Genomic DNA, 26,845 nt, shown 5'->3' with positions numbered 1-26,845 from the left:
ATTGCCCCTCTCTTTTTTTGAATATTTTAAAAAAACAGAGCGGTGCATTTGCCTGATAACCCATCAATTAAGCCCGGTGAAACCGGTTACCAGTTTGTCAACTGCACCGGGCAATTACCGCAGAGCTTACATCTCATCGTCAAATCACCTCGCTTGTCCTCTCAGAAAGTATTCCCAAGGCCTTGAACCTTGCGCCCAGACCACTTGTTGCGGCCCGATGGGCTATCCCCTTTGCCCCGGACGCTTACTTCAACCATATCATGGGGTCCCACCGGCAACGCCTTCCATATGTACCGTTTTAATCATACCATGCCCGCGATGGGGAGCAACAGTCATCGAGCGCTTTGGTACGGCCTTGGTACGGGTTTGGTACGGGTTTGGCACGGCCTTAACACAGCGCTCTGGCACGACCTTAACGCAGCGCTTTGGCGAAGATCCATTCCAGCCACTTCCACGGCAGCAGCGCTTTGCTCCAAATCAGCAGGCGAGAGCCCTGCCCCAGCGCATACCGCAGGCGCGGAGCGCGCATGCCGGCGATTCGCCCGATCAGATCGGCCACCTCCTGCGGATCGGGCGCCGTCTCAGCCGCCTTGCGCGAATACCGCAGCACCGCCTCAAGCTGCGCTCGGTAGGGTGATCCGGGATCAATGCGAATCTCGCCGATTCCTTTGTTCCAGATCGGGGTACGGTAAGCCCCCGGCTCCACCAGCACGACCCGGACGCCAAACGGCCGTATTTCATGACGCAGGCTTTCCGAGAAGCCCTCAATGGCGAATTTGGAAGCGGCGTAAGGCGCATAACCGGGAAAACCGGCTAATCCGCTGACGCTGGAGACGTTGACCACCAGCCCCCGCCGCTGCGCGCGCATCACCGGCAGCACCGCCCGCGTCACCGCAATGACTCCGAACAGATTCGTCTCCATCTGGCGCCGCCAGTCTTCCATCGGCACCTCTTCGACGAAGCCCCCGACGGCCATGCCCGCGTTGTTCACCAGCATGTCCAACCGCCCGTACCGGCGGACGATCTCGTCCACGGCCGGTCCAATCGACGCGTGCTCCGTCACATCGAGACGGACGCAGCGGATCCGCTCCGCCGTCCCCTCGCGGGCCGCCCGCTGCTCAAGCTCATGCCTGCGCTCCAAGTCGCGCATCGCGGCCACGACCCGGTACCCTCTACGGGCAAGCGTCAGAACTGTGAGCAGGCCAAATCCGCTGGACGTCCCCGTAACGAGAGCGACCGGCAGGCCGCCGCTTACCAGGACGGCACCGTCACCCCGCTCAGCTAGTTGCTCCGCCATAAATCTTCCCCCTGTCTTGGTCTATCCACCCATTGCTACGAACCGCTAACATAACACGTTCCGGAAATAAATGATTATAGCCCGATACCTTCGAGCTTTCCCGCAAAAGCGCAGGCTTTGGAACCGATACGATCGCATGCCGGAAATTTAACGGATGTGTCAGCCGCTATTTTGCATAAAATGACCTTTTCTAATTTCTAACGGTTGTGAGCACCGTTAATAGCCTCAATCTGGGTAAAAGTAGCCGGGTTTCAGTAAAATAAGCGCGATGGCAACCCTTAGAGTTTGAAATCGGCGTTTTTGGAGCAAATAGTGGTTGTGGCAACCGTTAGAAATAACAATGTTGGTCAGAAACATTCGATGCAATGCATCGCTGTTGCTCTATTCTCTCCAAATGCCTATTCAGCAGCCTTTCGTTCCACCCTACGCAGCTTGGTCACCCCCGGAACGAAGCGGTACGGGCTAAAGCGGACCTCGGGCAAGTCGCTTTCCAGCCTGCGGCTCAGTTCCTGAAGCTGCCTGCTTACTTCGGCCTCAACGTCCGCGCGAGAACTGTCCGCCGCAAGCTGCAGCGAGATATCGAGCTCCCCGCCGGCGAGCTGGACAACCCGGTAATGCTCGATCGCAGCCGAGACGGCAATCACCGCCCGCGCCACAAAATCCGGAAACACCGCGACCGGTTCCCCCGTACGGCTATGAGGAAAATACAGGATATCGTCACAGCGCCCTTCGATCCGCACGATGGCGGTGAAGGGGCAGCCGCAGGGGCAGGGCTCCGCCGCTTCGGTCAGCACATCGTTCAGGCGGTAGCGCACGATCGGCTGGGTGGTGCGGGAGAAGTCGGTCACGATCGGCACGAAGCGCCGGGTGGCCGGGTCGAGGTATTCTTTTTCAATGTGGACGACATCCTCGTTCAAGTGCAGCGTCCCCCGCTCGCACGTCGCCCCCAAAAAACCTTCGGTGCACTGGTAGGCCTGGTGGACGGTTTGCCCAAACGTTCTCTCGATAACGTTCCGGTCCAGCGGATCCAGCACTTCGGCGACCGAGATCAGCTTGGACGGCCGCGCCGTCAGTCTGCCCGCCGTGAATTCGTCCGCCAGCATTCTCAGCATGGAGGGCGGGGCGACCCACACCGTTGGCCGGTACGCCTCCATGCGCTCCACCAGTCTGCCGACCGGGTCCAGCAGGTCAAAATACCGGAATTCCAGCTTGCCGCGCCGCACCGATTCGTACAGATTGCTGTTCGCCCGCAAGAAAAAGGCGATCTTCGCCGGCTTCCGCAGCCCTCCGGGCAGCAGCTTTGCCAGCACCGTGCCGGTCCAGGCATTCTGCTCCCGCCCGCTCACCAGAAACAGTCCGCGATTGCCCGACGTTCCGGACGACAGCCCGACCGTGATGCCTTTGATCACAGGGCTGAAATTGCGGGTAGCCTCCCCCGCGGCGGCCAACGCCAGCGCTTCCTCTTTCAGGATGCCGGCCGTATTGATCCGGTCGAAATGCTCCATCATCAGCGCCTTGTCCATCAGGGGAAAGCTTCGCCACGCCGAATCCTCAAGACCGTTCCACCATTCGCGGTAAAAAGCAGAGTTAGCCCGAACCCACCGGATGTGGCGAATCACCCGGCGTTCCTGCCAACACTCAAGACGGACCCGGCTGCTCCATTTTCGTCTCCGGCGCGTAAGCCAGTAATGATATACGATCCGCAGCGTACCCAAGATGCTCAACGTTCCATCGCCTCCGATCCCCACAACCTAAGCGCCTCGGTACAGTGGCTGGGCACGATCCGGATGTCCGGATACTTCCGGTGCAGCTCCGTCAACCGGTCGAAGCTGCGTCCGTATTCCCGCCTGTCCGACATGATGATCCCCGCCGCCGGATGCGGCCTGCGCCCTTCGCGGAACGCCCGGCTGGACCAGACCGCATCCGCGCAGAGAAAATAGTCGGCCTCCTCCGTACTCGCGAACAGTCCGATCATCCCCTCCGCATGGCCGGATACTTCCACGGCGATCACGCTGCCGTCCCCGAAGACGTCGAATCCTTCGGCAAAAGGAAACTCCGGCCCCAAGCGGAATCGCTGCGCACCCGTGTCAATGGGCTCCGATCTTGCGGCGAACCGCTCGGGGTCCGGCAGCAGGCCGGGCAGGAACCCGGCTCTAACGGCGGCCAGGGGACGCAGCGAGCGTACGGCCTCGTAGGCTTGGGGCAAATAAATCAGTTTGGCCTGCGGAAAATCTTTGACGCCCGCGATATGATCGGCATGAAAATGCGTCAAAATCACGTATTTGATCTGTTCCGGCTCCATGCCGAACCTCTCCCGCAGCCAGTTTGCGGCGCTGTCGCGCTCCTCGTACACCACCGGCGTAATATACCGGTACAGCGCATTCGGCAGCCGGGAGGTCTCCTCAAAAAAGCGGAAGCTGTACCCCGTATCCACCATCACCGGCCCGTGCCGCGGATGGACGATGCAGGCAAATCCCGCCGGGAACCGGACCGGGCGCAGCCGTCCGCCGCGCAGGGTCAAAAATTCCGGATGAACGCAGTACCCGGCCGCACCCAAATACAATTGCACCCTGACCTTTGCGGGGAAGCTTGACTGAGCCTTTGACGCTTCTGGCGGAAGGCTTGCTTTAGCCTTGGACGCCTCAGGCGGAGGGCTTGTTTGAGCCTTAGGCGCCCCAGGCGGGAGGCTTGTCAGGACCCCGGCCGCCTTAGCCGGAGCGGTCGTTTGGATGCTCTTCAACATGACCGTCCCCTCCACCATTCCGCAAAACGCCGCAGCCCTTCGTCCAGGCTGACGCGCGGAGCATAACCGAGCAGCGCGCGCGCAGCCGTAATATCAAGCGTCTGGCTGAGGGCGAGCGTCCCGGCGGTATAACGCGTTAGCAGCGGCTCGCCCAGCGCCGGGATCAGCCGGTGCAGCCCTTCCAGCACCGCAGCCGCTCCGTAGGCTTTCCGGTAGGAAATGACGCGGGTTTTCAGCGGCAGGTCCAGCATGCGGAACAGTGTCTCCACCAGCGCGGCGAATTCCCGCGGCTCGCCGTTCGTAATGTTATAGGCCCGGCCCGCCGCATCTTCGGGGGCGTTCCAGGCGTTCAGCAGCGCGTCCACGGCGTTGTCCACGTAGGTCGCGTCGATCAGCGCCTTCCCCCCGCCGATCAGCGGTACGCCGGATTTGCCGCTCGCGGCGACGATGCGCGGGAACAGCGCCTGGTCATTGGGGCCGAATACCGCTCTCGGCCGGATAATGACCGACGGCAGCCCCATGGCGTGATACCGCTCCACAACCTGCTCCGCCAGGCGTTTTGTGACGGCATAATGATTCGCTCCTTTCACCGGCAGCGGCTCGGACTCGCGGATGTCCAGGCGGGGGGCGTAATCGAAATATACGCTTGGAGTCGATACATGAATGAAGCGGCGCACTCCCTCTCGCAGGCTGGCCTCGGCGAGTATCCGGGCTACCTCCACATTGCAGCCGTAGAAGTCGCGGTATTTGCCCCATGGCGAGGATAACGCCGCGCAGTGAAAGACCGCATCCTGCCCAGTGCAAGCGGCGGCAGTGCCGCTCTCGTCACGCAAATCCTGATTGCGGAACCTGATGCCTTCAGCCTCGAGCCGCCGGCCCTGTTCGGGATTGCGTCCGATGCCGGTTACGTCCCAGCCCTCCCGGAGCAGCCGCCTGGCCAGATGTCCTCCCAAAAACCCCGTCGCCCCAGTTACCAATGCTTTCATAACGGTTCACCGTTCCATTCTATGTCGTAAGTTAACGCTTCTGTCAGCGTAATCCCCAGTCTGCGGGCACTGCGGAAGGCATCGTATACGACCAGCGCCTGCTCCAGCCATGGCCTAAAGTCATCCGTCCGGAAGACGGCGTCCCGGCTCCCCCGGGCCGCCGCCAGCCAGGAGCGAGGGTCTCCGCGCAGCAGCTCCCGCCATCCGCAGCCAAGCATCGGCAGAGCCAGCATCGCCTTGCTCCCCGGGCGCGGCCGGATGACGGCGCCTTCGGCCGCCAGCTCCCCGGGGCTGAGCAGCGCCCGTTCCAGGCCGATGCCAGGCTCGAACAGATGAATGCCGCTGGTCGCCCGGGGATTGCATTCGATCCCGTAAAGTTTGCCGCCGTTTTGCTCGATCAAGTCGAAACCGATCTGCCCGCTGAATCCTGTTCCGTTCAAAAAGCGGCGAACCCATTCCTGGGCCCCTTCATGCTCCATATATTCAAAATGGACGCTCGCCCCCGTTTTCCCGGTCCGGTAACGACTGCCGTAGGCGGCATGGGCCACGATGCGTCCGTCGTGCACAACGCTGTAGGTGCACACCGCCCGGCCGGCAATATAATCCTGCGCCACCCAGGGCGCCGCCTCCGACAGCTCGCTTCCTCCCGGAGGCGGCGGCTGTATGCTCCTATGCGGCATAGCCAGGTCGCCCCTTGGGGGCATTGCCCTGCCGCTCCTTAGCGGTATACTCCCGCCGCTCCGTGATGGTATAGCCCTGCCGCTCTCTAGCGGCGTTGTCCCGCCAGGACCGCCTGGCCCGCCACGGCCGTCTGACCCGTCACATTCGCGAAGACCGCGAGGGCGCTCCCCAGGCGGCTCCGCCGCCGCTGGGCTCTTCCACGGCCCCGCTCCCGCAGCCGCCGGCAGGATCACGCGGGAGGCGAAGCGCGAATAGGCCGGCTTCAGCACCACGCTCCTGCCTTCCGCAGCAGCAAGGCTCATCGTCGCCTGCCATGCCTCGCGGCTGTTCAACAGCGTCGTACGCGGGACGGGCAACCTCAGGGAAGCGGCGCGCTGAATAAAGCGGTATTTATGGTGCCATTCGTGCAGCAGCTCCAGCGGCGATACCAGCACACGGCAGCGGATCTTCAGCCGCTCTGCCCCGCCGGCGATAACGAAAGTCTCTTCGCACAGCGGAATCAACAGGTCGATGTCCCACTGCCCGATCACCGTCTCCAGCACGGCCAGGTAATCCTGCGGCTGCTGCCGCGGAGGAGGAACGTGAAAGCTCCGCTCCACCGCCGCGGATCGCCGGCACAGGTGATGACGCGCGCTCTCGGCCGCGAATACCCGGTGCCCGGCGCGATGCAGCAGGCGAGCAAGCTCCAGCGCAATCGGGGCCCGGCCTCCCGTAAGCAAAATCCGCAGCGGCCTAGTAGTCAAGCAGCAGCCCTCCCAGTGACAGGCCTGCCGCCGTCCCCAGCATCAGCACCCGGTCGCCGCGACGGATGCGCCGCTGCGCGATCGCTTCATGCAGCCCCATCGGAATGGAAGCGGCGATCGTGTTCCCATGGTTCCGAGTATTATCGAAGAAGCGGTCCTCCGCAATGCCTAGCTTCTTGCGCAGCAGGCGCATCGCCATCGCGCTGCCCTGATGCGGAATTACGAGCCGGATATCCTCCAAGCGTGTCCCCGACGGAGCCAGCAAACCGTCCAGAAATTCCGGAAGCAGCTTGGAGGCCATGCGAAAAATCGCCTGCCCGTTCATGCTGAACAGGAACGGCTCGGGGCGATCCGCCGAATATTGCGACGCATGGCGGCGCGTCCCGCCGCCAGCGATCTCCGAGTACCGGGCGCCGCGGCTGTATGTTTTCATGGAGGCGTATACGATCCGCGAGGCCTCCCCGGGTTCGGCCTGGCCGATCACCACGGCGGCCGCCCCGTCGCCGAACAGCGCCGCACTTTCCTTATCGGCCCAATTCAGCCCGGCCGAAGCAATCTCCGTCGCCACCAGCAGCACCCGCCGGTACCGGCCCGAATCGACCAGGTACGACATAACGTCAAGCCCGTTCAGGAAGCTTAGACAGGTGGCGTCCATATCAAAGGCCGGTACCCCCGAGTCCTCCTCGCCCATGGCTTGCTGGATGAAAACGGCCGTGCTGGGCAGCGGCTGCTCCTTCGTGCCGCTCGTGCACACCAGGCAGTCGATGTCGGCGAAGTTAAGCCCGGCGCTTTCCAGCGCCATTTCCGCCGCCCTCGCTCCCATATAGGATGACGTCTCCCCTTCGGCCGCATAGCGGCGCTCGCCAACCCCCGTGATTTTGCCGGTCCATCCGGCCGGAACGCCAAGCAGACGGTCCAGCTCCTCATCCGTGACGCGCCGCGAAGGCATGTATTTTCCCGTGCCGAGTATTTTTACTTTTCTAAGCTGCAATTTCCCCATCCCCACTTCTTGTTGTCCATAACTTTATTGGATTCACTCTCGATTCCCGGATGATCCTCCCCCTCGTTCTCCACCCTCTCGTTGGAAAAATCCAATAGATATTACAAAATCCGCAAAGCGAAAAAAGCCCATCCGTGAAACCGCCGGGGCCAGCAACAGCCAGCTCTGCCGGTGCAGCCAGTGCAGCCGGTGCAGCCAGCTCAGCCAGCTCTGCCGGCCGCAGCTGTCCGCTAACGCGACAAGATCTCCTTCAATGCCGCGTCCAGCGTATCGTACTTAAACGTGTATCCTGCCTGCAGCAGCCGTTCCGGCAGGACCCAGCGGCTCTTCAGCACCAGTTCGGTCTCCGTGCGGATAAGCCGCGCCCCGAGCTCCAGCATCCAGCGCGGCGCCGGCAGCCCGATGGGGATGCCCATCGCCCGGCGCAAGCCGGCCATCAACTCCCGATTGGTGACCGGATGCGGCGCTGAAGCGTTAAAGACACCATCCAGCTTGGGATGCTGCTGCAGAAACATCACGATCCGGAACAAGTCTTCCATATGAATCCAGCTGAACTGCTGCCGCCCGGAACCTTGCGGCCCGCCGAGCCCGAAGCGGACCAGATTGCGCATCGGCCCCATCACCCCGCCGTCATCCAGCACGATGGCAATGCGGAGCGCAATCTGCCGCGTGGCCGGAAGGTCAAAAGCGAAGAAAGCCTGCTCCCACGCCTTGGCCACATCAACCGAAAATCCCGCGCCGATTTCGCCGCCTTCCTCGGTCATGGGACGATCTTCCGCATGCCGGTAGATCGTTGCCGTACTTGAATTGATCCACAGCGCCGGAGGACGGCGGCACGCCAAAACGCACTCCCCGAGCAAGCGCGTGGTCTCCGTTCTCGACTCCAGGATCAGCCGGCGGTTTTCCAGAGTATAACGGCAGTTTACCGATCTGCCAGCAAGATTGACCAGCAAATCGGCCCCTTCCAGCGCCTGCGTCATTCCCGTCCGGTCATCCCAGGAAATGTGGGAAGCCTGCCTGGAAATCATGCCGATCTCATACCCCATTTCCCTAAACCGGCGCTCGAAAGCGCGGCCGACAAACCCCGTGCCTCCGGCCAGCACCACTTTGGGCATCGTAATCCACTCCTGTCGCGATAAAATGGAAAAGTCCGTGCTATATTGTCGTCATTATACCATGGTTTCGGAGCTGAATTTGCCCAAAGCCGCCAACCGCGCAAAATGGTCCGCCAGACCCATCGGTTCTGCTTTGCCAAACATTGCTAATCATTAAATTTTAAGCGATAATTTAAGCTGTCCGGATTACAGCCACAACGATAACGGAGGGATTTGCTATGAGCAAATACGGAATGTACGCCAGGTTTACCGCCAAACCCGGGGAGCGCGACAAACTGGCCGACATCTTGTTGGAAGCCGCCGCCGGGGCCGAGCCGGTCCAGGAATGCGAATTATATATCGTCAACATCTCCGATACGGAACCGGATACCGTGTGGGTGACGGAAGTCTGGAGCAATAAGGAGGCGCATGACGCCTCACTCCAACAAGAAGCGGCGAAAGCGTCCATCCAGCGGGCCATGCCGCTGATCGCCGGCGTGGAATCCATCCAAATCCGCCCTATCGGCGGCAAGGGCATATAACTCCGAAAAAAGGGGCGACACGCGAATGGATATTCAATATGATCCGTATATTCGCAGCGATCGGGAGCGTGGGCGCTTGCTCAGGCTGGAGGCGCTCGCGGCGCGGTTTGCGGACCGGGCTGCGGAGCATGACCGGCTGGGTACATTTCCGCACGAGAACATCGACGATTTGCGCGATTTTGGCTATATGAAGCTGACCGTACCTGAGGCGTTTGGCGGCGACGGCATTTCTTTATATGAAATGGTACAACTGCAGGAACGGCTGGCGATGGGGGACGGCTCCACGGCGCTGGCTGTCGGCTGGCATGCCGGCAAGGTGCTGAACTTGCGGGAAAGCCGCAGTTGGCCTGAACCGCTATGGGCGGAGCTATGCCGGGATATTGTGAAAAAAGGCGTCATGATCAACGCGTTCGCCAGCGAGCCGGCGACCGGAAGCCCGAGCCGCGGCGGCCGGCCCTCGACGACGGCTATAGCGGCGGAGGGCGGCTGGGTGCTGAGCGGCCGGAAAAATTTCAGCACACTGTCACCCGCGCTCGACCGCTGCATCGTCACCGCTTATTGTGAAACGACCGGTAAAACCGAAGAGTTCCTCGTCATGATGCAGGACGTAACGATTGAGGAAACCTGGGACACCCTCGGCATGCGGGCTACGGGCAGCCATGACGTCATCCTCGACCATGTTTTTGTACCGGAAAACCATTTGCTGAAACCCAGCGGCGCTGCAATCGACGACGGCGGCGGATGGCTGCTGCACATTCCGGCCTGCTATATGGGCATCGCTCTGGCCGCGCGTGAATTCGCCCTGCGCTTTGCCGCCTCCTGCCGCCCGAACAGCATCAAAGGCCCGATCGCCGAACTGCCGAACATTCGCCAGCTCATCGGCCAGATGGAACTGGAGCAGCGGACGGCCCGGCAGATGCTGTACGCCGCGGCGAACCGTTGGGACCGCCATCCTGAGCTAAGGCCAAAGCTGCGATCCGACCTCGGGCTCGCCAAACTGGCCGCCACCAACGGCGCGATCCGGATCGTTGATCTGGCGATGCGTATCGTCGGCGGAACGAGCTTGTCGAAAAGCCATCCGCTCGAGCGCTACTACCGCGACGTCCGCGCCGGCCTGCACAATCCGCCGATGGACGATGCGGTTATGGCATTGCTGGCGGGCGAGGCGCTGGAGGGAAAGCTGGAACAGAAGGGGCGCTAAAAAATGATTCAACCATGCGTTGTCCGCGGAAAAAAATTGCATGTCGAGATTTTCGGCAAAACAGGCTCGCCCGCAGTACTTTTTTTGCACGGCGGGCCCGGCGAGAGCAGTTACGAATTTGTGTATCACCAAGCGGAGAAGCTTGTGGCAGAACTTTTTGTCATTGCCATCGATCAACGGGGAGTCTGCCGTTCCGACAAGATTTTGGAAGACGAGCCTTTTGGCCTTAAGGATCTCATTGACGATTGCGAAAATCTCAGGCGGCAACTCGGCATCAAGCAATGGTCGGTGATCGGCCACTCGTTCGGCGGTTATTTGGCTTTGATCTATGCAGCGGACCATCCGGACTCTGTTGCGAACGTTATTTTTGAATGTCCCACGTTCGATTTTAAATGGACTGCGCTAAGCCTGTTGACGAAAGCAGCTTCTATTTTCAAAACTCTGGGCGATGCGGAGCGTTCCGAACAATGTTTGCGATTGACGGCGAGTAACCTTTCCGCGAGGGAGCTTTTTGACCGGTACATTCAGTTTGGAGAAGAACTGGGCGAAAAGAAAGAGCTCATTTACTCCCCATATGAGACGCTGACGGATGATTCTTTGTACACAGAAGAAGAATGGGACGAATTCGGAGAAAGAACGGATATTCACCTCAGCCGGCTAAGGGAAGAAGGGAAAATATTTGAATCTGCAGTTCCGCTTCTGTCCCGGTTGTCGGTTCCATCCCTCCTTATTCTGGGGGAGCACGATCCCGTCACATGCGAGCGTCATATTCGGGCGTATAAGGAAGCCGCGCAAGGCGAGATCATTATGATGAAGGGCTGCGGGCATACGCCGCATAAGGAACAGCCTGCACTATACAGAGATACGGTCAGCAAATTCATTCTTGCAAAGTCGAAAACCGATCGAGGCAAGAACCACGGAAGGGCGCCCGAAAGCTTGAGGATAGGGAAATGGGGTGGGTGTTAGATCAACGCTCGCTGTCCGGGCGCTTTGCACGATTATCCCGCTTGATCAGGTAGCAGAGAGAAAGACAAGCTCAGGAGAAAAAATATTTGTGGAGAAGCAGATAGGTTGAGATAATTTAGATGGGCTTAGGAAAGAAAATCAGGTTTAGAGGGTGAAACAGACCGGACAAGAGGTCAAGACAGGAGATTAAGGACCCATTAAGTTGATCCGCATCAAGTAACCCCTACCGTTCCAGCGTCTCGATCAGGCCGCAACCGCAAGGGGCTGGTTCGGTTGGCGCGCGATCAGCCGGCGGTAAGGAATCGCCGGAATCGCCACACACATCTGCAGCAACTGCTGCCGCATCGTTTCTTCCGCTCCGGGCCGTCCTCCTTGCAGGCGCAGCCGGCGGCGTACGGTGTACTCGTTCAGGTACGCCTGCAGATGCTTCAGTCCCAAGGCTCCATACGTACTCTTCAGCGATTTCCACGCCTCCCTCACCACTTTCCGCAAGGGAGCATACAGCCGAAAGGCCTGAGGAAACAACTGTACCGCCGATGTACGGACATCCACATGCCCGCTAATAAAAGCGGTTAGATCGTGACGGTTTGCCATTTTCCCGTCTCCCCGCTTATACGGCACCAGGCGGATTTTGACCTGCTCCGGCTCGCCCGACTCCGTGACCGTGCAGCCGGCTACGACCGCCGAGGCGTACGGATGCGAAAGCTGACACCGGGACGGATTACGCCCATACTGATCACTGTTCACCTTCACGTCTCCGGAGAGCAGCTCCCGGGCATCGAACTCCCCCACGGCATGGCGTATTTTGTGCAGCATCGACCAGGCGGTCTTGTAGGCGACCCGGATCACCTGGCGCAGCCGCATCGCCGAGATGCCGCCCTCCAGCAGGAATAAATCCAGGGCCTCGAACCACTTGAGCAAGGGCAGATGCGTTCCTTCAAAAATCGTGCCGACCAAAGGCGATGTTTGATGCTTGCACTTTCCGCACTCGAACAAGGGGATATGCCGGGAGGTCAGACGGCTGCACCGGGTGTGAGCGCAGCGCGGACAGACAAAGCCGTTTGGCCACTTCATCGCGATTAGCGCTTCCATGCAGTCCTGCTCGCTGTTAAAACGGCTGCTGAATGGCTGAAGTTCCGTTCCCGCATTGATCTCCATGTTTACTCGCCCCCGAATCAAGAATATACGAACATAAGTTCCGTTTATTTCATTATACCAAACATACGTTCTCTAATCAAGCCGAAAATCTCACCTGAACCGCCTCATTTTTTCCGCAGCTTTTTTTGTGTTTTTTCTTCTCTTTTTTTGGAACCCTTGACTTGCTCTAACCCCACTCCCTGCTCCTTAACGAAGGGGATAATCGTGCAAAGGCAGGCAGCAGGCAGGGACACCACGATACAACCTCTTTAGACAGTCCCCCTCACCTGGCGTCGATTTGTGACACAGCTCGAAACGTCTACGTGCAGAAGGTAGATACGCTGATCGCGCCGGGTCGTGACGCCTCTACATCCACCTCTGATTCAGCGTCAACTCCGGCAATGGATTGCTCTGCTTTATCCGGTTACATCCAGGCTTGCCTGCCGATTTTTTGCTGCGAAAGTTGAGTTACTTAGACCTTTAAGCGGTCACCCCCGAGACGACGCTTAGCCCTTGGCCTTAAGATCCGGCCCCCTAATCCTTAAGCAGCTCCCGCAGCATCCCTTCCCGGTTGTTTAAAAATTCCTTCATAATGATGTAATGATCGGTGTCTTCAAGCTTGACCGTGCGGATGCCGTCCGCCGTCAACTGGTAGATCGCGCTGTCGGGATAAGCCATTAGAACCGGCGAGTGGGTGGAAATGATAAACTGGGAATGCGCACGGACCAAATCGTGGATGCGCGACAGCATCGCCATTTGCCGGTACGGCGACAGCGCCGCTTCCGGCTCGTCCATGATGTAAAGGCCCCGGCCCCCGAAACGGTTCATAAACGCCGCGAAAAAAGACTCCCCATGCGACATCATATGTAGCGACCTCCCGCCGTAAGACGCGATCACAGAGCCCCCGCCCGGTTCACGGTCGAGTTTGTCGATTTCCGTGGCCAGGTTGTAATAGCTCTCCGCGCGAAAAAAGAACCCGTCCCGCGGCCGGAACGCCCCGCGCACCGTGCGGATGTAGCGGTGGAGCTCGGAGTGCGTCTCCGCCGTCGCGAAGTTGAAGTTCAGCGTTCCGCCCTCCGGATTGAAGCCGAGCGCGACCGCCACCGCTTCCAGCAGCGTCGATTTTCCCATCCCGTTTTCACCGACAATGTATGTGACCTTGGGATGGAACTCCATCTGATCCAGCGAAGCCACCGCGGGAAGGTGAAACGGATACCGCTCAAACGAGGGCACTTCCTCCCGCCGCAAGGCGATTTTTCGCAAATAAGCGTTCATATCCAAACCATTCTCCCCCTCCGTCCGAATGCGTCAGACTCATCCATTTTTCACATTTAATCAGCATGCCTGCAACACTATGCCGTTCCATTATAAAACAGATCCGACGGCTATTGTAATCGCCCCATTACCGGTTCAAGTGTAATCCACAACTAAAAACGCCTGTCCCAAAAACGGCCAAAGGCCGCCGGACAGGCGTTGCTGCTATTAGTATGTTATATGAGTTCCCTAGGGTTTTACGGACTCTAAACCTCGACGCCGACGCCCTGCACGAATTGGAATACGGTTTCGAGCTTCTCTTCCGTCAGGTCGCCGCTGTTGTCAAAGACATAAATCGATGAGGACGGGATATCCCAGTTGATTTCCGGCAAGAATTGGACGCGGTGTTTGAAGTCGTCCCAGTGCTCCAGCTTCCACGTATCGCGCTCGGTTTGCCGCTCGATGATCCTTTCTTTTTGCGTCTCCATATCCTTTAAAGTGACGACAACGACCTTGACGTCCACCTCGCGTTTGCTTAACCCCGCCGCCTGAAGCACCTCTTCAATCCAAGCTTTGTTTTTAAGCTCCGCCGTAAACGGGGAGATCATAAACACATTTTGGCCCGCAGCCAAATTTTCGATGCAAATGTCCTTGGTCGTGTCATACTCCAAATCGCGAAGATGATGTTTGTAAAAATCGGAGTCCCGGTCGTTAACGTCCAGCCCGTTCATCTCCAGTATCTTTTCGACGAAACGTCCGCCGACCGTATCGCGGTCCAAAAAAGCCGCCGGCATGCGAAACGCCAGCTTGCGGGCCACCGTCGTTTTCCCCGTTCCGGCGACGCCCACAAAAAAAACCAACTTCTGCATGATGTAGCGATCCTCCTTAAGTGTCTGCCTATTGCCTAATCCCATTGTACTATACAATTTTGAATCGGCACACCTGCAGTTGGACGGGACATGACGGGCGACATGCAACGGTCTGCCCGCAAGGCAAGGCATCCGAGTGAAACGCCAGCGGGCAAGACAAACGGACAAGACCAGCGGGCAAGGCCAACGCAACAGCGAGGAGAGCCTTACTTCTTGTTGCCGGAGCAAGCGCCCGGCCTGTTCTCGGAAATTTTACCGGGGCCTTTCCCACAGCCTATTCCCGAATTCACTGGGGCGATCCTCCTCGACCTATTCCGGATTTACCTGGGCGATATCCCTCGGCTTTTTCCCGGATTTACCAAGGCTATCCCTTAGCTTTTTCCCGGAAAAACCTTGCCGGGCTCCCTTTACGCTTCAGCGTCGTTGCCGACGATCCGTAGCAGTTCGTCCCCTTCGCTAATCTCTCCCTGCCGAAGCGGGAGCACCTCGGAATAATCGAACGTATTGGTGACGATTACCGGGGTAACCGTATGGTAGCCGGCCTCGCGGATCTTGTCCAGGTCGAATTCCAGCAGCAGTTGGCCGGCCGCTACACGATCGCCTTCTTTGATATACGAAGTGAAGTATTGACCATCCAGCTTGACCGTATCGATCCCGACATGGACCAGAATTTCCGCTCCGTTATCCGAGACGACCGCCAAGGCGTGCTTCTTCTTGAACGCCACGGTGACGGTTCCGTCGAACGGAGCGACGACCCGGCCCGCGGCTGGCTCGATGGCCACGCCCTTGCCCATCGCCTCCGCGGCGAAGGCCGGATCGGGCACCTCCGACAAAGGAACCACCGTACCGCCTAACGGGCTGAGCGCCATGTCGCTGGGTTTATCGGAAGCTGGGCCTTGTTCCTGATCCCGGGCCGGTTCGGCCGAAGCGCCGGCTTTGCCTTTGTCTTCTTCTTCAACCGGGTCTTTGAAGCCCAGCACATAAGCCAATACTGCGGACAGCAGGAACGAAGTCGTAATCCCGATGATCAACCCCGGGAAGCCTTGGCCGCCCGGTCCGTAGAAAATCGGCAGCGTCAGCAGGCCGGGAGCCCCGGAAGCGAAAGCTTGCGTACCCGCCTGGCCAATGATCGCTCCCCCGACGGCGCCGCCAATCAGCCCCGCGATAAACGGACGCTTCAGCGGCAGGGTTACCCCGTACACCGCCGGTTCGGTAATGCCGAACAGCGCGGACAGCGTAGCGGAACCGGCCAGCGCCTTCAGCTTTTTGTTTTTCGTTCTCAGCATAACGCCGAGCGCCGCGCCCGTCTGAGCGAAGACCGAAGCGGTAGCCGCCGGCTTGATGCCATCTTTGCCATAAACCGCGATGTTGTTAATGAATACCGGGACCAAGCCCCAGTGAACGCCGAAAATAACGAGCAGTTGCCAGGACGCGCCCAGAATGGCGCCGGCGATCAGCGGGCTGAACGAGAAGGCGGCCAACAGTCCGTCGGCGATGGCGTTGCCGACATACACGCCAAACGGCCCGAACACGATCAAGGTCAGCGGAACCATAACGACGAGTGAAATCAGCGGCGTCACGAAGTTTTTGACGCTTTCATGAATCACGCGGTTGCAGAACTTCTCCAGCTTGCTCATCACGATAACCGACAAAATAATCGGAATGACGGTCGACGAATAGCTCATCATGATCACCGGGATGCCGAAGAAGTGCGTCTCCGTTCCTTCCGTTTTCAACTGGATGATCTGGGGATAGAGCAGCGCTCCGGCAATCGTCAGCGCCGTAAACATATTGCCGCCGAACTTTCTGGCCGTTGTAACCGCGAGCAGCGCCGGCAGGAAATAGAACAGGCTGTCCGCCGCCGCGTACAGGATGATGTAGGTCGTATCCGTCGTTTGCAGCCAGCCGAAATTGCTGGCGATCAGCAGCAGCCCTTTGAGGATACCGGCTCCCGCCATGACCCCAAGCAGCGGAGCGAAGATGCTGGAAATGACGTCGATCACGGCTCCAAAGCCTTTTTTGCCGCCCTTCGTTGTCTCCTCGGGCTTGGCGTCGCTCAAAATCTTGGAAACCCGGCCGATAGCGTTGTAAACCTCGGGCACCCGGTTTCCGATGACCACCTGGAACTGCCCTCCGCTTTCCTTGACCGTGATGATCCCGTCGGTCTTCTCCAGCTTGGCTTTGTCCGCCTTCGATGTGTCCTTCAGGGTAAAACGCAGTCTCGTCGCACAGTGGACGAGCGAAACGACATTTTTTTCGCCGCCTACGCCCTGAACAATTTCTTTAGCTAAATTCTCGTAATTCATGCTGTGCACCCCCACTATTTTGAATAAAAGCAATAATTTGGTGATTTTTGGCAAATAAAAAACCTAAGCCTTGAAAAATAGTAGACCGCAATGTCTCGCTATTTTTCACGACTTAGGTTTTGCCTGCATCACCAGTAACAATCCCATTAAGATGCTGATATATGGTTTTGATGGCTCTATAATATACCGCTTTCTTCTCTTTGTCAACGCTTTATTAACGGTTTACGACCCGTTCGATATGCACCGTCAAATAAAGCATTTCCTCGTTGGTTAATTTGTGGTTGTACTCTTTTTCCACGAACTTTTTGATTTTCTCGGCGCAGAACGCGGCTTCCCTATGCTTCTCCTTGATCAAATCGAAAAGATTGTCATAGTCTTCCCTATAGTGCGTTCCCTTGAGCACCCGCTGGGCAAAAAACTTCAGATGCGTAATAAAACGCAAATAGCTCAGCGAATCCTCTTCAAATTCCGTCCCGAAATGATATTTGACGATATTGATAATCTGCTGGATGAACTTGGTGATGTCCATCGTGGTGCCGACTTCTTCGTTCATCTCCGCATTGACGATATGAATGGCGATAAAGGCCGCTTCGTCCTCCGGAAGGTCGATGCCCAGTTTAAGCTTGATCCGCTCCAGCGTCTTCAGGCCGATGCTGAATTCTTCCTTGTACAGCTGCTTGATCTCCCACAGCAGGGCGTTTTTGATCTCTAGCCCCTGCTGATGCCGTTCCACCGCAAAGTTGATGTGGTCGGTCAAGGACACGTAGATATTTTCGTTCAGCTTCTTGGGGAGGTTCTTCTTGGCATAATCGATAATTTCCTCGACGATGACGATCAGTTCGATGGGCACCTCGCGCAGCAGCATTTTGAAATTATCGGAGGTCTGCTTGTTTTTGAGCGCAAACACCTTCTCGATCCGGCTCTCGTCGACCTTATCGCCGGGCTTCTTTTTAAAGGCGATCCCCCTGCCCATGACCACCAGCTCCGCCCCGTCCTCCTGAAGCACGCTGATGACGTTGTTGTTAATGACCTTGGCTATTTTCATATGACCCCCCGTCCTTTATAGCCGGCCGACAGCCGGCTCATGCCCTCTTCGTTATATCATTTTCTCCGGTAAAAACAGAAAAAACCCCGGCACGTCAAAACGAATCAAGATCGCTTCGATCTTGACCTTTGGCGGCTTAGGTTTTGCCTGCGGCGCAGTAACAATCCTAAAAGATCTTTATTCGGCTTGGATTCAACTCAAGTGTAGCTGGCGAACCTTGAATTGTCAACGCTTTCAGCGTAAAAAGGGAAGCCCCGGGCACCCGGGACCTCCGATTTTCCATTTTCATCAAACCGGCGCGTTACTCGCCGAGATTTTCGCCGTTCGATTGGATGACGTTTTTGTACCAGCCGAAGCTTTTCTTTTTGATCCGTTTCAGCGTGCCTTTGCCCTCATTGTCCCGGTCCACGTAGATGTAGCCGTAGCGTTTTCTCATTTCCCCGGAGGAGGCGCTGACGATGTCGATCGGCCCCCAGCTCGTATAGCCGAGGATCTCGCATCCGTCCTGGATCGCTTCGCCCAGCTCGGCCAGGTGGCGCTTCAGATAGTCGATCCGGTAGTCGTCGTTCACTTCTCCTTCCGGAGTGACCTCGTCGTGCGCGCCGAGCCCGTTCTCCACTACAAACAGCGGCTTCTGGTAACGGTCGTGGAGCTGGTTGGCCGTAATGCGCAGGCCGAGCGGATCGATGGTCCATCCCCACTCGGATTTGTCCAGATAAGGGTTGGCGACGGAACCGAATACATTGCCGCTGGTCATTTTTTTGTTCACTTCGGGATCCGTGCTCGTCGTGCGGCTCGAATAGTAGCTGAAGCCGATATAGTCGACGGTATGTTTTTTCAGAAGCTCCGCGTCGCCCGGCTCCATCTCGATAGTCAGGCCGTGATCGCGGAAAAAGCGTTTGGCGTACCCCGGGTATTCACCGCGCGATTGCACATCGATGAAGAAATAGGATTCGCGGTCTTTTTCCATGCCCTGGTACACGTCCTCCGGGTTGCACGTATACGGATAAAAGCTGCCGGCCGCGAGCATGCAGCCGATTTTAGCGTCCGGAATCAGCTCATGGCAGGCTTTGACCGCCAGCGCGCTGGCAACGAGCTGATGGTGCGCCGCCTGATATTGAATTTGCTTGACGTTGTCGCCTTCCTCAAATACGAGGCCCGCGCCCAAAAACGGCAGGTGCAGCAGCATATTGATCTCGTTAAAGGTCATCCAATATTTCACTTTGTCCTTATAGCGTTCCAGCACCGTCTTGGAATATCTTTCGAACAGCTCGACCATTTTGCGGTTTCTCCAGCTGCCGTATTTCTCGATCAAAGCCACCGGCACATCAAAATGGGCCAGGGTGACAACGGGCTGAATGCCGTTTCTCAGCAGTTCGTCGAACAGGTCGTCGTAAAATTTCAAGCCGGCCTCGTTCGGCACGGCGTCTTCCCCGGTAGGGAAAATACGCGCCCAGGCAATCGAGACGCGCAGCGCCTTAAAGCCCATCTCCGCGAAGAGAGCAATGTCTTCCTTGTAACGATGGTAAAAATCGATCGCTTCGTGGGACGGATAAAATTCGCCGTCCAGCGGCTTAAACGACGGAACGCTGCCTTTCATGATGCTTCTTCTCTGCTCCCCCGTCGGCAGCAAATCCACCAGGGTAAGGCCCTTGCCGCCCTCCAGATAAGCGCCTTCAGCCTGGTTTGCGGCAATTGCCCCGCCCCATAAAAAGTTGTCCGGGAATCTAAAACCGGTCATGTTCATGCTCCTTTCTTCTTGCTGGCATTGCAGGGACGGACCTGTCGTAACAAAAAAACCCGAACAACCCCGGCCGCACGATCGGTGCGTACTGGAGCGTTCAGGTTATGCCCGAGTGGTAACATCCCCGTGTCATTTTTGATTATGCTTCAACTTTAACAATCATTCGGGGAGGATGTCAACCAAAGAAAGCCGGGTACGCGGCTTCGGCCCGTGAACCGGAAGGCTAAGACGACTGCTGGCGCAGCTTCGTTTCCCGCACCAGTTCCTTCACGTTCTCCTCCAGTCTTAGCTTTAACTCCTCGGCGATTTCGTATCCGCCCTCTTCCTTGCGGACCACTTGCGAGTCGACCGTATACACCCCGCCCAGGATGTAGCGGGCGCCCAGCACGGACAATACCGGCTTTAAAGCGTAATCGATCGTCAGCAGGTGAGCCAGGCTGCCTCCGATGAACAGCGGCAGTACAACCTTGCCGGCCAGCCCCTTTTGCGGGATCAGATCGAGAAAAGTTTTGAGCACGCCCGTATAAGAGGCCTGGTATACCGGGCTGGCCACAACCACCGCGTCCGCCTCGGCCACCATCGCATTCGCCTTGACGATCGCCCCGCTTTCGAATTTGGTATGAATCAAATCTTCCGGCGGCAGCTCGCCGACATTCAAATGCCGGACCTCGAACCCTTCCTTACCCAGCAGCTCCTCCGTCAGGGAAAGGACAGCCGTCAGCCGGGAGCCCGGCGTGGGACTGCCGTTAATGATCGTAACTTTTGCCATATGGATTCTCTCCTTTATGCAACAGATGGTTTATTTTCAAAATCGGTATACGGACCGCCGTCAGGCCAAACGGCCTGCCGCATCAAGTGTAATGTGCACTAGGTGTACTGCGTAATAACGTACTGCGTGCTAGGGGTACTGTGCACTAAGTGTACTCGGATTAAGTATACTGTGGACTATGTGTACTGCCGCCGCACTATGTGTACTCGCGCTATGCGTACTCGCGCTAAGTATACTGCACACTAGGTTTACTGCCGCCATGTGTACTGTCGCAATAAGTGTCCTACCGCACCAGGCGGTCCGTCACACCAAGCCTTCTGTCAAATTCCGATGAACCTGCTAGGTTTAAAAAAATGCTATCAATATTTTAAGAAAAAGTCAATGAAGCGCTTCGTGGCTGCTGCCGTCTGGGCACATCCCCATGGGCGGTTGCATACGATGAAGCAAAATTACCGTTTTTAGGAAGGGGCTTGTTAGTAATCATGAATCCCGCGTATCCGTATATCGGCAAAAAAACGGTCTGCAAGGAGCAGCCGATCGCTTTTCCGCCGCAGCATCAGGCAAAACAGCCCGGTCTGGAAAGCTTAATGCGTCCGCGGCCGATTTTCGAAAATCCCGAATACCGCGGCAGCGGCAAATTGCGGGGGAAAGTAGCCGTCGTGACCGGCGGCGACAGCGGCATCGGGCGCGCCGTGGCGGTGGCGTTCGCCAAGGAAGGGGCAGACCTCGTCATCCCTTATTTATGGGAAACCTCCGACGCGGAGGAAACGAAAAGGAGAATTGAAGCGCTGGGGCGGAGCTGCCAGCTCATCGAAATCGATTTGCGCCGCAAAGCCAACTGTGAGCGGGTGATCCATGAAACGATGCGCCACTTCGGGCGGCTCGATGTCCTGGTGAACAACCACGGTGTTCAGTACCCGCAGCTCAGCATCGCCGACATCTCCGAAGAGCAGTTGTACCATACGTTTCAAACAAACATTTTTCCGTACTTTTTCCTCGTGCAAGCCGCCCTGCCCCATCTCCGGCGCGGCAGCTCGATCATCAATACCGCTTCCATCGTCGCTTACAGAGGGCACAAAACACTGATCGATTATTCCGCTACCAAAGGTGCTGTCGTTTCGTTCACCCGTTCCCTGGCCCTTTCCCTGATCGATTTCGGCATCCGCGTCAACGCTGTCGCCCCCGGCCCCATTTGGACGCCGCTCATCGTCTCCAGCTTCTCCGCCGAGGAAGTTGCCACGTTCGGAACGGATACCCCGATCCGCCGCGCCGGGCAGCCGTATGAGCTGGCTCCCGCCTACGTGTACCTGGCCAGCGGCGACTCCTCCTACGTCACCGGCGAAACCGTGCACGTCAACGGCGGCGATATGGTAACGGCCTAGATAGAAGGACGCCAAGGGGAGGCGCCGAGAGAGGGCGCAAGGGGGGCGCCGGGGGAGAACGCCGAGAAGAGGGCGCCGAGGGGCGCACCAGGGGAGAACGCCGAGGGAGAACGCCCAGGGGCGTGCCGGGGGAGAACGCCGAGGGAGAACGCCCAGGGGCGTGCCGGGGGAGAACGCCGAGAAGAGGGCGCCGAGGGGACAGCTCGACCAAAATAGCGGCATTTTATGCCGTTATTTTCAAAAATTTAATTATCCGGTCCCCCATAACGGCAATTTATGTACTTATTTCTCTCCATTCCTGGTAAAAATGGGCTCCCCACGCCTGCATCGGATAAATAACGACCAATATGTCCCTTATCTTGCGCCAATACCGTAAAAAGTCAGAAATAACGGCGTTTTTTGCACTAGCGTTGCAAGAACACTAACATCAATTTTCAGCAAAACCCACATTTGGATTATTGAAACTATAAATGGATTTTTTTACAGTCATTTTTTAAGCTTAAGACCAAAAAGCCAAGGTTACCTAATGCGTAGGTCGCGATGTCCCATTAAATGTATATAATGGATATTATTCCTTGAACTTGCTTGGCTTAATTATCCCAACCATTGTGCGCACCGATAACGCTTTGGGACCTGACCCCGGACGTCTCCCCGGACTACTTCGACTGGGTTTCCGATCCAGTTCGGTTCGAAAGGATCGCCATGAACGGTACAAATACTCGCGGAGAATCCGGAGCACTTGCCAGTTTGTTTTTGCCGTTTGGGTGCTGTGCCGGATGTGCTCCACGAGCAAGGCAGTAATTAAAGCCAAGAATAACTGGTTCCAAATAGCCTGTGGTTTATGACTGTGCAGCTTCTTCAATCGCAAATGTTGCTTCAGCCATTTAAAATACAACTCGATGAGCCAGCGATTTTTGTAGATCTGCGCGATTTCTTCAGCGGTCTTATCCCATACCGATGTAAAAATACGATAAGTCCGTTCCTGCTCGTCATAAAACTCCACCAAACGAACGGAATGTTCCATGGATCGGAAGGAACTGCCCACGCAAACCTTGGCGTCCCGCGTGATGTTCGAGCCTTCCGGAACAGGATACTCCTCAATGACGGTGGCAAGCGCGCGATCTCGCATACGGATCACAAACTGGATGTTGTCCTGGACCCATTGATCCATCCGGGCATAATCATCATAACCGCGATCCATCACATAAATCGCATCCGAGGGGACGACCAGTTCAACGGCCCCCGCACGATCCCCTACATTGAGCGAACTGGGGATCATGGCATCAGGAAATAGCTTGTCGGGAGCTGTAACAACGAGGCGCAGATGCATCTTGACGCCGCTACTCTTATTTGACATCTTGGCCCAACTTCCAAGTTGAAGCGGCAGTCGAATGCTGGAAGAATCAATGATGTGCAATTTCCCGCTCTGGCCCTGGTGGCAAGCACGTTGCTGTGTTTGTGATGCCAGATGCTGAAACATCCACTCCAACAGCTCCGTTGGGATCTGATCGAGTTTTCGGGATAATTGCGAGCCGCTGATACTCTCCAACTGTAGAAGCTGCTGAAGTTTCGGCTCAGCACGAAGTGCAATTTCCATTTCACCGTAAGATGACCATTGTTTCAACTGAGCATTGATGAAGAGCATGATCGCTTTCATCGTGGTAAGTTTCTTGGTGTAATGGTCGAAGAGTAAACGTTGATGCACATCGATGGGCAGTAAGGAAATCAGTTGACGAATGACCGTTTTAGCTTTAACGTTATCCATGGATGGTCTCCTTTTGTAGAGAGTTATGGACAACGTACCTACCTCTTTACAATAGGAGATTTTTTATGCTTTTTCCATGAAAAATGATCATAATTACCCATATTTAACTAATATTTGATTATTCGCGTTAGGTTTTATGCAACGCTAGTGCGTTTTTTGTCGTTATTCTGGGTAGGGCGATGACGTGACTTTCCTTTTGCAATATCCAGGTAGGTGATACCGTAACTTTCTTTTGCTATGTCCCAGGTAGGCGATGCTACGGCTATTCTACTTCAGTCTATCCCGGTTGAGCGATGCTGCGGCTTTCTATGGCTATTTCCGGGGCTACGATTCTACGAGAGCGCAACAGGCTCCCCGAGTTTTCGCGGTCCTGGGGAGCCGTTCGACTAATGACAAATGATCTTCCGGAAGGCCAAAAGAGTCAATAGATTCGGCCGCTTACAGCGCTTCGATGATGTCTCCGGCCAGCAAAGAGGCGGGATATCCAGGCCGGGCGGCAGCGGCGCGTTCGCCGGCGAGGCCGTGCAGGTGCACGCCAAGCGCCGCCGCCTGAACGGCGTCCAGGCCCTGGGCCAGCAGCCCGGCGATGATGCCCGTCAGCACGTCCCCCGATCCCCCAGTGGCCATGCCGGGGTGCCCGGTGACGCCCACGAAGACGCGGCCGTCCGGGGCCGCCACGACGGTGCGCGCTCCCTTCAGCACGAGCGTGACGCCGTGCTGAAGGGCGAAGCGGCGCGCCAGGCCGATGCGGTCCCGCTGCACTTCGGCCGTCGCCAGCCCTGCGAGCCGGGCCATTTCGCCGGGATGCGGCGTCAGAACCGTCGCCGCGTCCCGGCGCTTCCACGCCGCCAGGCCGCCGGCCGCGGCGAGAATGTTGAGAGCGTCCGCGTCCACCACCAGGGGACGCTGAGCGCCCTCCCACAAGGCGCGCAGGAAGGCGTCCTCGCCCGGGAAACGGCCCAGCCCCGGGCCGACCGCGAGCACATCGCGCGCCGCCAGCAGCCGCAGCACTTCGCCCGCTGCGGCTGCGTTCCAGGCGCCGGCGTCGCCGCTGGCGGCCGGCGCCAGCATCAGCTCGGGCACGGCCCCGAGCACATGCGGCAGCAGCGCCGCCGGCAGCGCCCACGTCGCCAGCCCGCAGCCGGCGCGGAGCGCGGCTTTGGCGGCGAGCAGGCCGGCGCCGCTCAGCGGCAGGCTGCCCGCAGCGAGCAGCACGTGCCCGTACGTGCCCTTGTGGCCGTCGGCTTCGCGCCGCAGGCCGGGGTCCACCCCGAGCTCGCCGCGCAGCGTCTCCTCGGCGAGGACAAATCCCGCTGCCTCCACGCCCTGCGGCAGCTCCCGGGGGATGCCGATATAGCGGACGATCACATCCCCTGCCATCTTGGCCGCCGGATACTGCGTCAACCCCGCCTTCAAAAAGGCGAGGCATACCGTAATCCGGGCCCGGATGCACGGGTCGTGCGCTTCGCCCGTATCGGCGTCCAGCCCGCTGGGGATGTCGGCTGCGACGATCGGCAGCCCGCTTTCGTTCGCCTCCCGGATCAGGGAGGCGTAAGCGCCGCGCGGCGCGCCTTTGGCGCCGGTGCCGAGCAGCGCGTCAACGATCCCGGTCACGCCTCGTGAGCGGGCCGACGCCACGGCACCGGGAGCGTACACCGCGCCCGCAAGCCCCAGCGCTTCCGCAATGCGCTGCTGCAGCGCCGCTTCCCCGCCGAGCTTCTCCGGCGCTTCGGCGTACACCAGGCTTACCCTTACGCCCGCATCGGCCAAATGCCGGGCGCACACCAGGCCGTCGCCGCCGTTGTTCCCTTTGCCGACCAGGATCAGCCAATGCTCCGGATACCCGTCCGTCGCGCCCAGCTCGCCAAAGCCTCCAGCGTTAGGGCAAACCGGCCCAAAAGGCGGCTCGCTGCCCCCAAACGCACTTTTTCCATGCCGTCGTACGTCTCCCCGTATGGACCCGCCCATGCGGACACCCGATTGGCCCGCCCGCGCAAGCTGATGAATAGGAGCGTTACCTCCGTCTCCGTGTCTGGCCCCACTCTCGCGGGTGTCCGGTCCAAATGCCTGCAAAGGCTTGTTCACGCCAATGTCCCAGCCGTCATCGTAAATTCGTTCAGCAGCGGCCTGATCCACGCTCCACTGTCTTGACCATTTCCCGGCTTGTTGCCGGCGCTCCCGGCAAAACGCCAGCACCTCTTCGGCGATCGCCCGTCCGGCGTTTTCCATTAACGCGGCCGACGGAATTCCCATATGTACAATCGCATGCCGGTCAATCTCCCGCATTTGCTCCGCTGTCACAAATCTCATCCCTGCTCCTCCCTTCACATCCAGCCGCCAAATTCGCGATCAACGGAATCGGCCGCCTTCCCCGAATCACTGCCCATCGCCAGCGTAACTCTGGCGTAACTCTTTAGCAACATCCCGTTTATGCACAGTTTTTTCCGGTTCGTCTTCTTTCCGCCATCCATCCCGCATGCCAGTGCTCCCCAGCACTCCAATCGCATTCGATTTCCATACCGCGCTTAAAACTTTAATCGCATTCCAATTTCCATGCAGCGCTTAAAGCTTTAATCGCATTCCGATTTCCGTCGCACCTAAAGCTTTAACTAGTTCCTCTCTTAATAAGCAACGGTAAACCTTGCGCCCTGGAACTGCGGGTCTTCGACCTCGTCCAGCAGCGCCACCGCGTAATCCTCGACGGTGATCCGGCTTTGGTCCCGTTCATCCGTGATTAAACGATCCAGGCCGATCCGGAACTGCCCCGTCCGTATGCCGGGTTCAATGACCGCCGGCGGACAAATTACCGTCCAGCCCAGGTCAGAAGCTTGATACAACGCCAGCGCTTCGTTGTGGGCCCTGGCCAGCGGACGGATCTCCTCCGGAAACTCCGGCGTATCCATCAGCCGGACGCCCGGCGCAACCTCAAGGCTTCCCGCGCCTCCAACGGCGATCAGCCTGCGGGCGCCGCCGCGTCTCGTCCCTTCGATCAGGCAGCGCGTCGCCTCCTGCAGCTCATCCTCATCCCCGAAGCGCGGACCGTAAGCGCTGATGACGGCATCCTGCCCCTCCGCCGCCTTGGCGATGGAATCGGGCATCAAAATATCCCCTTCGATCACGCGCAGCGTTCCCCGTTTGCTTTTCGCCGTCCCCATTTCCGTTCCCGTTTCCTGCAGGTCCGCTTCGGCAAGCCGCGACGGATCGCGCACCACCGCCGTCACATCATGACCGCGCCGCAGCGCTTCACCCAAAATTCTTTTTCCAATCGTGCCCGTGGCCCCAAACAATGCGATATTCATCAGATATCCATTCCGTCCTCTC

Annotated in this window: 22 protein-coding genes; 4 read left to right on the top strand and 18 right to left on the bottom strand. The window is 58.0% G+C overall.

Going from position 1 to position 26,845, the window contains the following annotated elements; genetic code table 11:
* Window positions 1-412: 412 nt before the first annotated feature.
* The 7 genes from NYE74_RS26785 to NYE74_RS26755 all read right to left on the bottom strand — a co-directional run bounded on the left by NYE74_RS26785 (window position 413) and on the right by NYE74_RS26755 (window position 8,565).
* The gene (locus NYE74_RS26785; protein ID WP_051985733.1) at window positions 413-1,297 is read right to left on the bottom strand and encodes an SDR family oxidoreductase; all 885 of its coding nucleotides are present in this window, start codon (window positions 1,295-1,297) and stop codon (window positions 413-415) included.
* 398 nt (window positions 1,298-1,695) lie between these two features.
* Window positions 1,696-3,015, bottom strand: a complete 1,320-nt coding sequence (locus NYE74_RS26780) for a F390 synthetase-related protein (protein ID WP_445323430.1) — start codon at window positions 3,013-3,015, stop codon at window positions 1,696-1,698.
* 2 nt (window positions 3,016-3,017) lie between these two features.
* Complete coding sequence (locus NYE74_RS26775; protein ID WP_270620275.1) at window positions 3,018-4,040, bottom strand: MBL fold metallo-hydrolase; 1,023 nt, start codon at window positions 4,038-4,040, stop codon at window positions 3,018-3,020.
* Window positions 4,034-5,026, bottom strand: coding sequence for an NAD-dependent epimerase/dehydratase family protein (locus tag NYE74_RS26770; protein ID WP_036626460.1), 993 nt, complete (start codon window positions 5,024-5,026; stop codon window positions 4,034-4,036). The genes NYE74_RS26775 and NYE74_RS26770 overlap by 7 nt, the downstream gene beginning before the upstream one ends.
* On the bottom strand, window positions 5,023-6,450 hold the full coding sequence (locus NYE74_RS26765; protein ID WP_051985734.1) for a hypothetical protein: 1,428 nt from the start codon (window positions 6,448-6,450) through the stop codon (window positions 5,023-5,025). The genes NYE74_RS26770 and NYE74_RS26765 overlap by 4 nt, the downstream gene beginning before the upstream one ends.
* Window positions 6,440-7,441, bottom strand: coding sequence for a beta-ketoacyl-ACP synthase III (locus tag NYE74_RS26760; protein WP_036628871.1), 1,002 nt, complete (start codon window positions 7,439-7,441; stop codon window positions 6,440-6,442). The genes NYE74_RS26765 and NYE74_RS26760 overlap by 11 nt, the downstream gene beginning before the upstream one ends.
* Window positions 7,442-7,680: 239 nt before the next feature.
* Window positions 7,681-8,565, bottom strand: a complete 885-nt coding sequence (locus NYE74_RS26755; RefSeq protein ID WP_124332784.1) for a TIGR01777 family oxidoreductase — start codon at window positions 8,563-8,565, stop codon at window positions 7,681-7,683.
* Between the two features lie 218 nt (window positions 8,566-8,783).
* On the opposite strand from NYE74_RS26755, the gene NYE74_RS26750 reads away from it, so the two are divergent.
* The 3 genes from NYE74_RS26750 to NYE74_RS26740 are packed head-to-tail and all read left to right on the top strand — an operon-like array spanning window position 8,784 to window position 11,253.
* A complete protein-coding gene (locus NYE74_RS26750; protein WP_036626463.1) occupies window positions 8,784-9,086 on the top strand; it encodes a putative quinol monooxygenase in 303 nt (100 codons plus the stop codon).
* 25 nt (window positions 9,087-9,111) lie between these two features.
* Window positions 9,112-10,287, top strand: a complete 1,176-nt coding sequence (locus tag NYE74_RS26745; protein WP_036626464.1) for an acyl-CoA dehydrogenase family protein — start codon at window positions 9,112-9,114, stop codon at window positions 10,285-10,287.
* A gap of 3 nt (window positions 10,288-10,290) precedes the next feature.
* On the top strand, window positions 10,291-11,253 hold the full coding sequence (locus NYE74_RS26740) for an alpha/beta fold hydrolase (protein ID WP_063836337.1): 963 nt from the start codon (window positions 10,291-10,293) through the stop codon (window positions 11,251-11,253).
* A gap of 243 nt (window positions 11,254-11,496) precedes the next feature.
* On the opposite strand, the gene NYE74_RS26735 is transcribed toward NYE74_RS26740, so the two are convergent.
* The 7 genes from NYE74_RS26735 to ssuE form a co-directional block, all read right to left on the bottom strand.
* Window positions 11,497-12,411: a transposase gene (locus NYE74_RS26735; protein ID WP_213511278.1), complete on the bottom strand. Its 915-nt coding sequence runs from the start codon at window positions 12,409-12,411 to the stop codon at window positions 11,497-11,499.
* Between the two features lie 513 nt (window positions 12,412-12,924).
* On the bottom strand, window positions 12,925-13,665 hold the full coding sequence (locus tag NYE74_RS26730) for an AAA family ATPase (protein WP_036628873.1): 741 nt from the start codon (window positions 13,663-13,665) through the stop codon (window positions 12,925-12,927).
* Between the two features lie 245 nt (window positions 13,666-13,910).
* On the bottom strand, window positions 13,911-14,513 hold the full coding sequence (locus NYE74_RS26725; protein WP_036626466.1) for an AAA family ATPase: 603 nt from the start codon (window positions 14,511-14,513) through the stop codon (window positions 13,911-13,913).
* Between the two features lie 407 nt (window positions 14,514-14,920).
* Entirely contained in the window at window positions 14,921-16,819 is a 1,899-nt protein-coding gene (locus NYE74_RS26720; protein WP_124332786.1) for a PTS beta-glucoside transporter subunit IIBCA, read from the bottom strand.
* A gap of 214 nt (window positions 16,820-17,033) precedes the next feature.
* Window positions 17,034-17,864, bottom strand: a complete 831-nt coding sequence (licT, locus tag NYE74_RS26715; RefSeq protein WP_124332787.1) for a BglG family transcription antiterminator LicT — start codon at window positions 17,862-17,864, stop codon at window positions 17,034-17,036.
* 301 nt (window positions 17,865-18,165) lie between these two features.
* Window positions 18,166-19,605, bottom strand: a complete 1,440-nt coding sequence (locus tag NYE74_RS26710; protein ID WP_036626469.1) for a 6-phospho-beta-glucosidase — start codon at window positions 19,603-19,605, stop codon at window positions 18,166-18,168.
* Between the two features lie 226 nt (window positions 19,606-19,831).
* Window positions 19,832-20,377, bottom strand: coding sequence for an NADPH-dependent FMN reductase (gene ssuE / locus NYE74_RS26705; RefSeq protein ID WP_036626470.1), 546 nt, complete (start codon window positions 20,375-20,377; stop codon window positions 19,832-19,834).
* Between the two features lie 482 nt (window positions 20,378-20,859).
* Between ssuE and NYE74_RS26700 the strand changes: the two genes are divergently transcribed.
* Window positions 20,860-21,759, top strand: a complete 900-nt coding sequence (locus NYE74_RS26700; protein WP_124332788.1) for an SDR family oxidoreductase — start codon at window positions 20,860-20,862, stop codon at window positions 21,757-21,759.
* Window positions 21,760-22,327: 568 nt separating this feature from the next.
* Here NYE74_RS26700 and NYE74_RS26695 read toward each other — a convergent pair.
* From NYE74_RS26695 to NYE74_RS26680, 4 genes are all read right to left on the bottom strand, one after another.
* Entirely contained in the window at window positions 22,328-23,524 is a 1,197-nt protein-coding gene (locus NYE74_RS26695) for an IS4 family transposase (protein WP_115311341.1), read from the bottom strand.
* A 438-nt stretch (window positions 23,525-23,962) separates the two neighbouring features.
* The gene (locus NYE74_RS26690) at window positions 23,963-25,834 is read right to left on the bottom strand and encodes an NAD(P)H-hydrate dehydratase (RefSeq protein ID WP_124332789.1); all 1,872 of its coding nucleotides are present in this window, start codon (window positions 25,832-25,834) and stop codon (window positions 23,963-23,965) included.
* Between the two features lie 14 nt (window positions 25,835-25,848).
* On the bottom strand, window positions 25,849-25,995 hold the full coding sequence (locus NYE74_RS26685) for a hypothetical protein (RefSeq protein WP_164815296.1): 147 nt from the start codon (window positions 25,993-25,995) through the stop codon (window positions 25,849-25,851).
* Between the two features lie 150 nt (window positions 25,996-26,145).
* Entirely contained in the window at window positions 26,146-26,823 is a 678-nt protein-coding gene (locus tag NYE74_RS26680; RefSeq protein ID WP_036626473.1) for an NAD(P)-dependent oxidoreductase, read from the bottom strand.
* Window positions 26,824-26,845 lie beyond the last annotated feature (22 nt).

Origin of the sequence: Paenibacillus sp. FSL P4-0127, assembly GCF_038007325.1 — a bacterium.
GTDB lineage: Bacteria > Bacillota > Bacilli > Paenibacillales > Paenibacillaceae > Fontibacillus > Fontibacillus macerans.
This window is presented reverse-complemented; position numbering and strand designations above follow the sequence as displayed.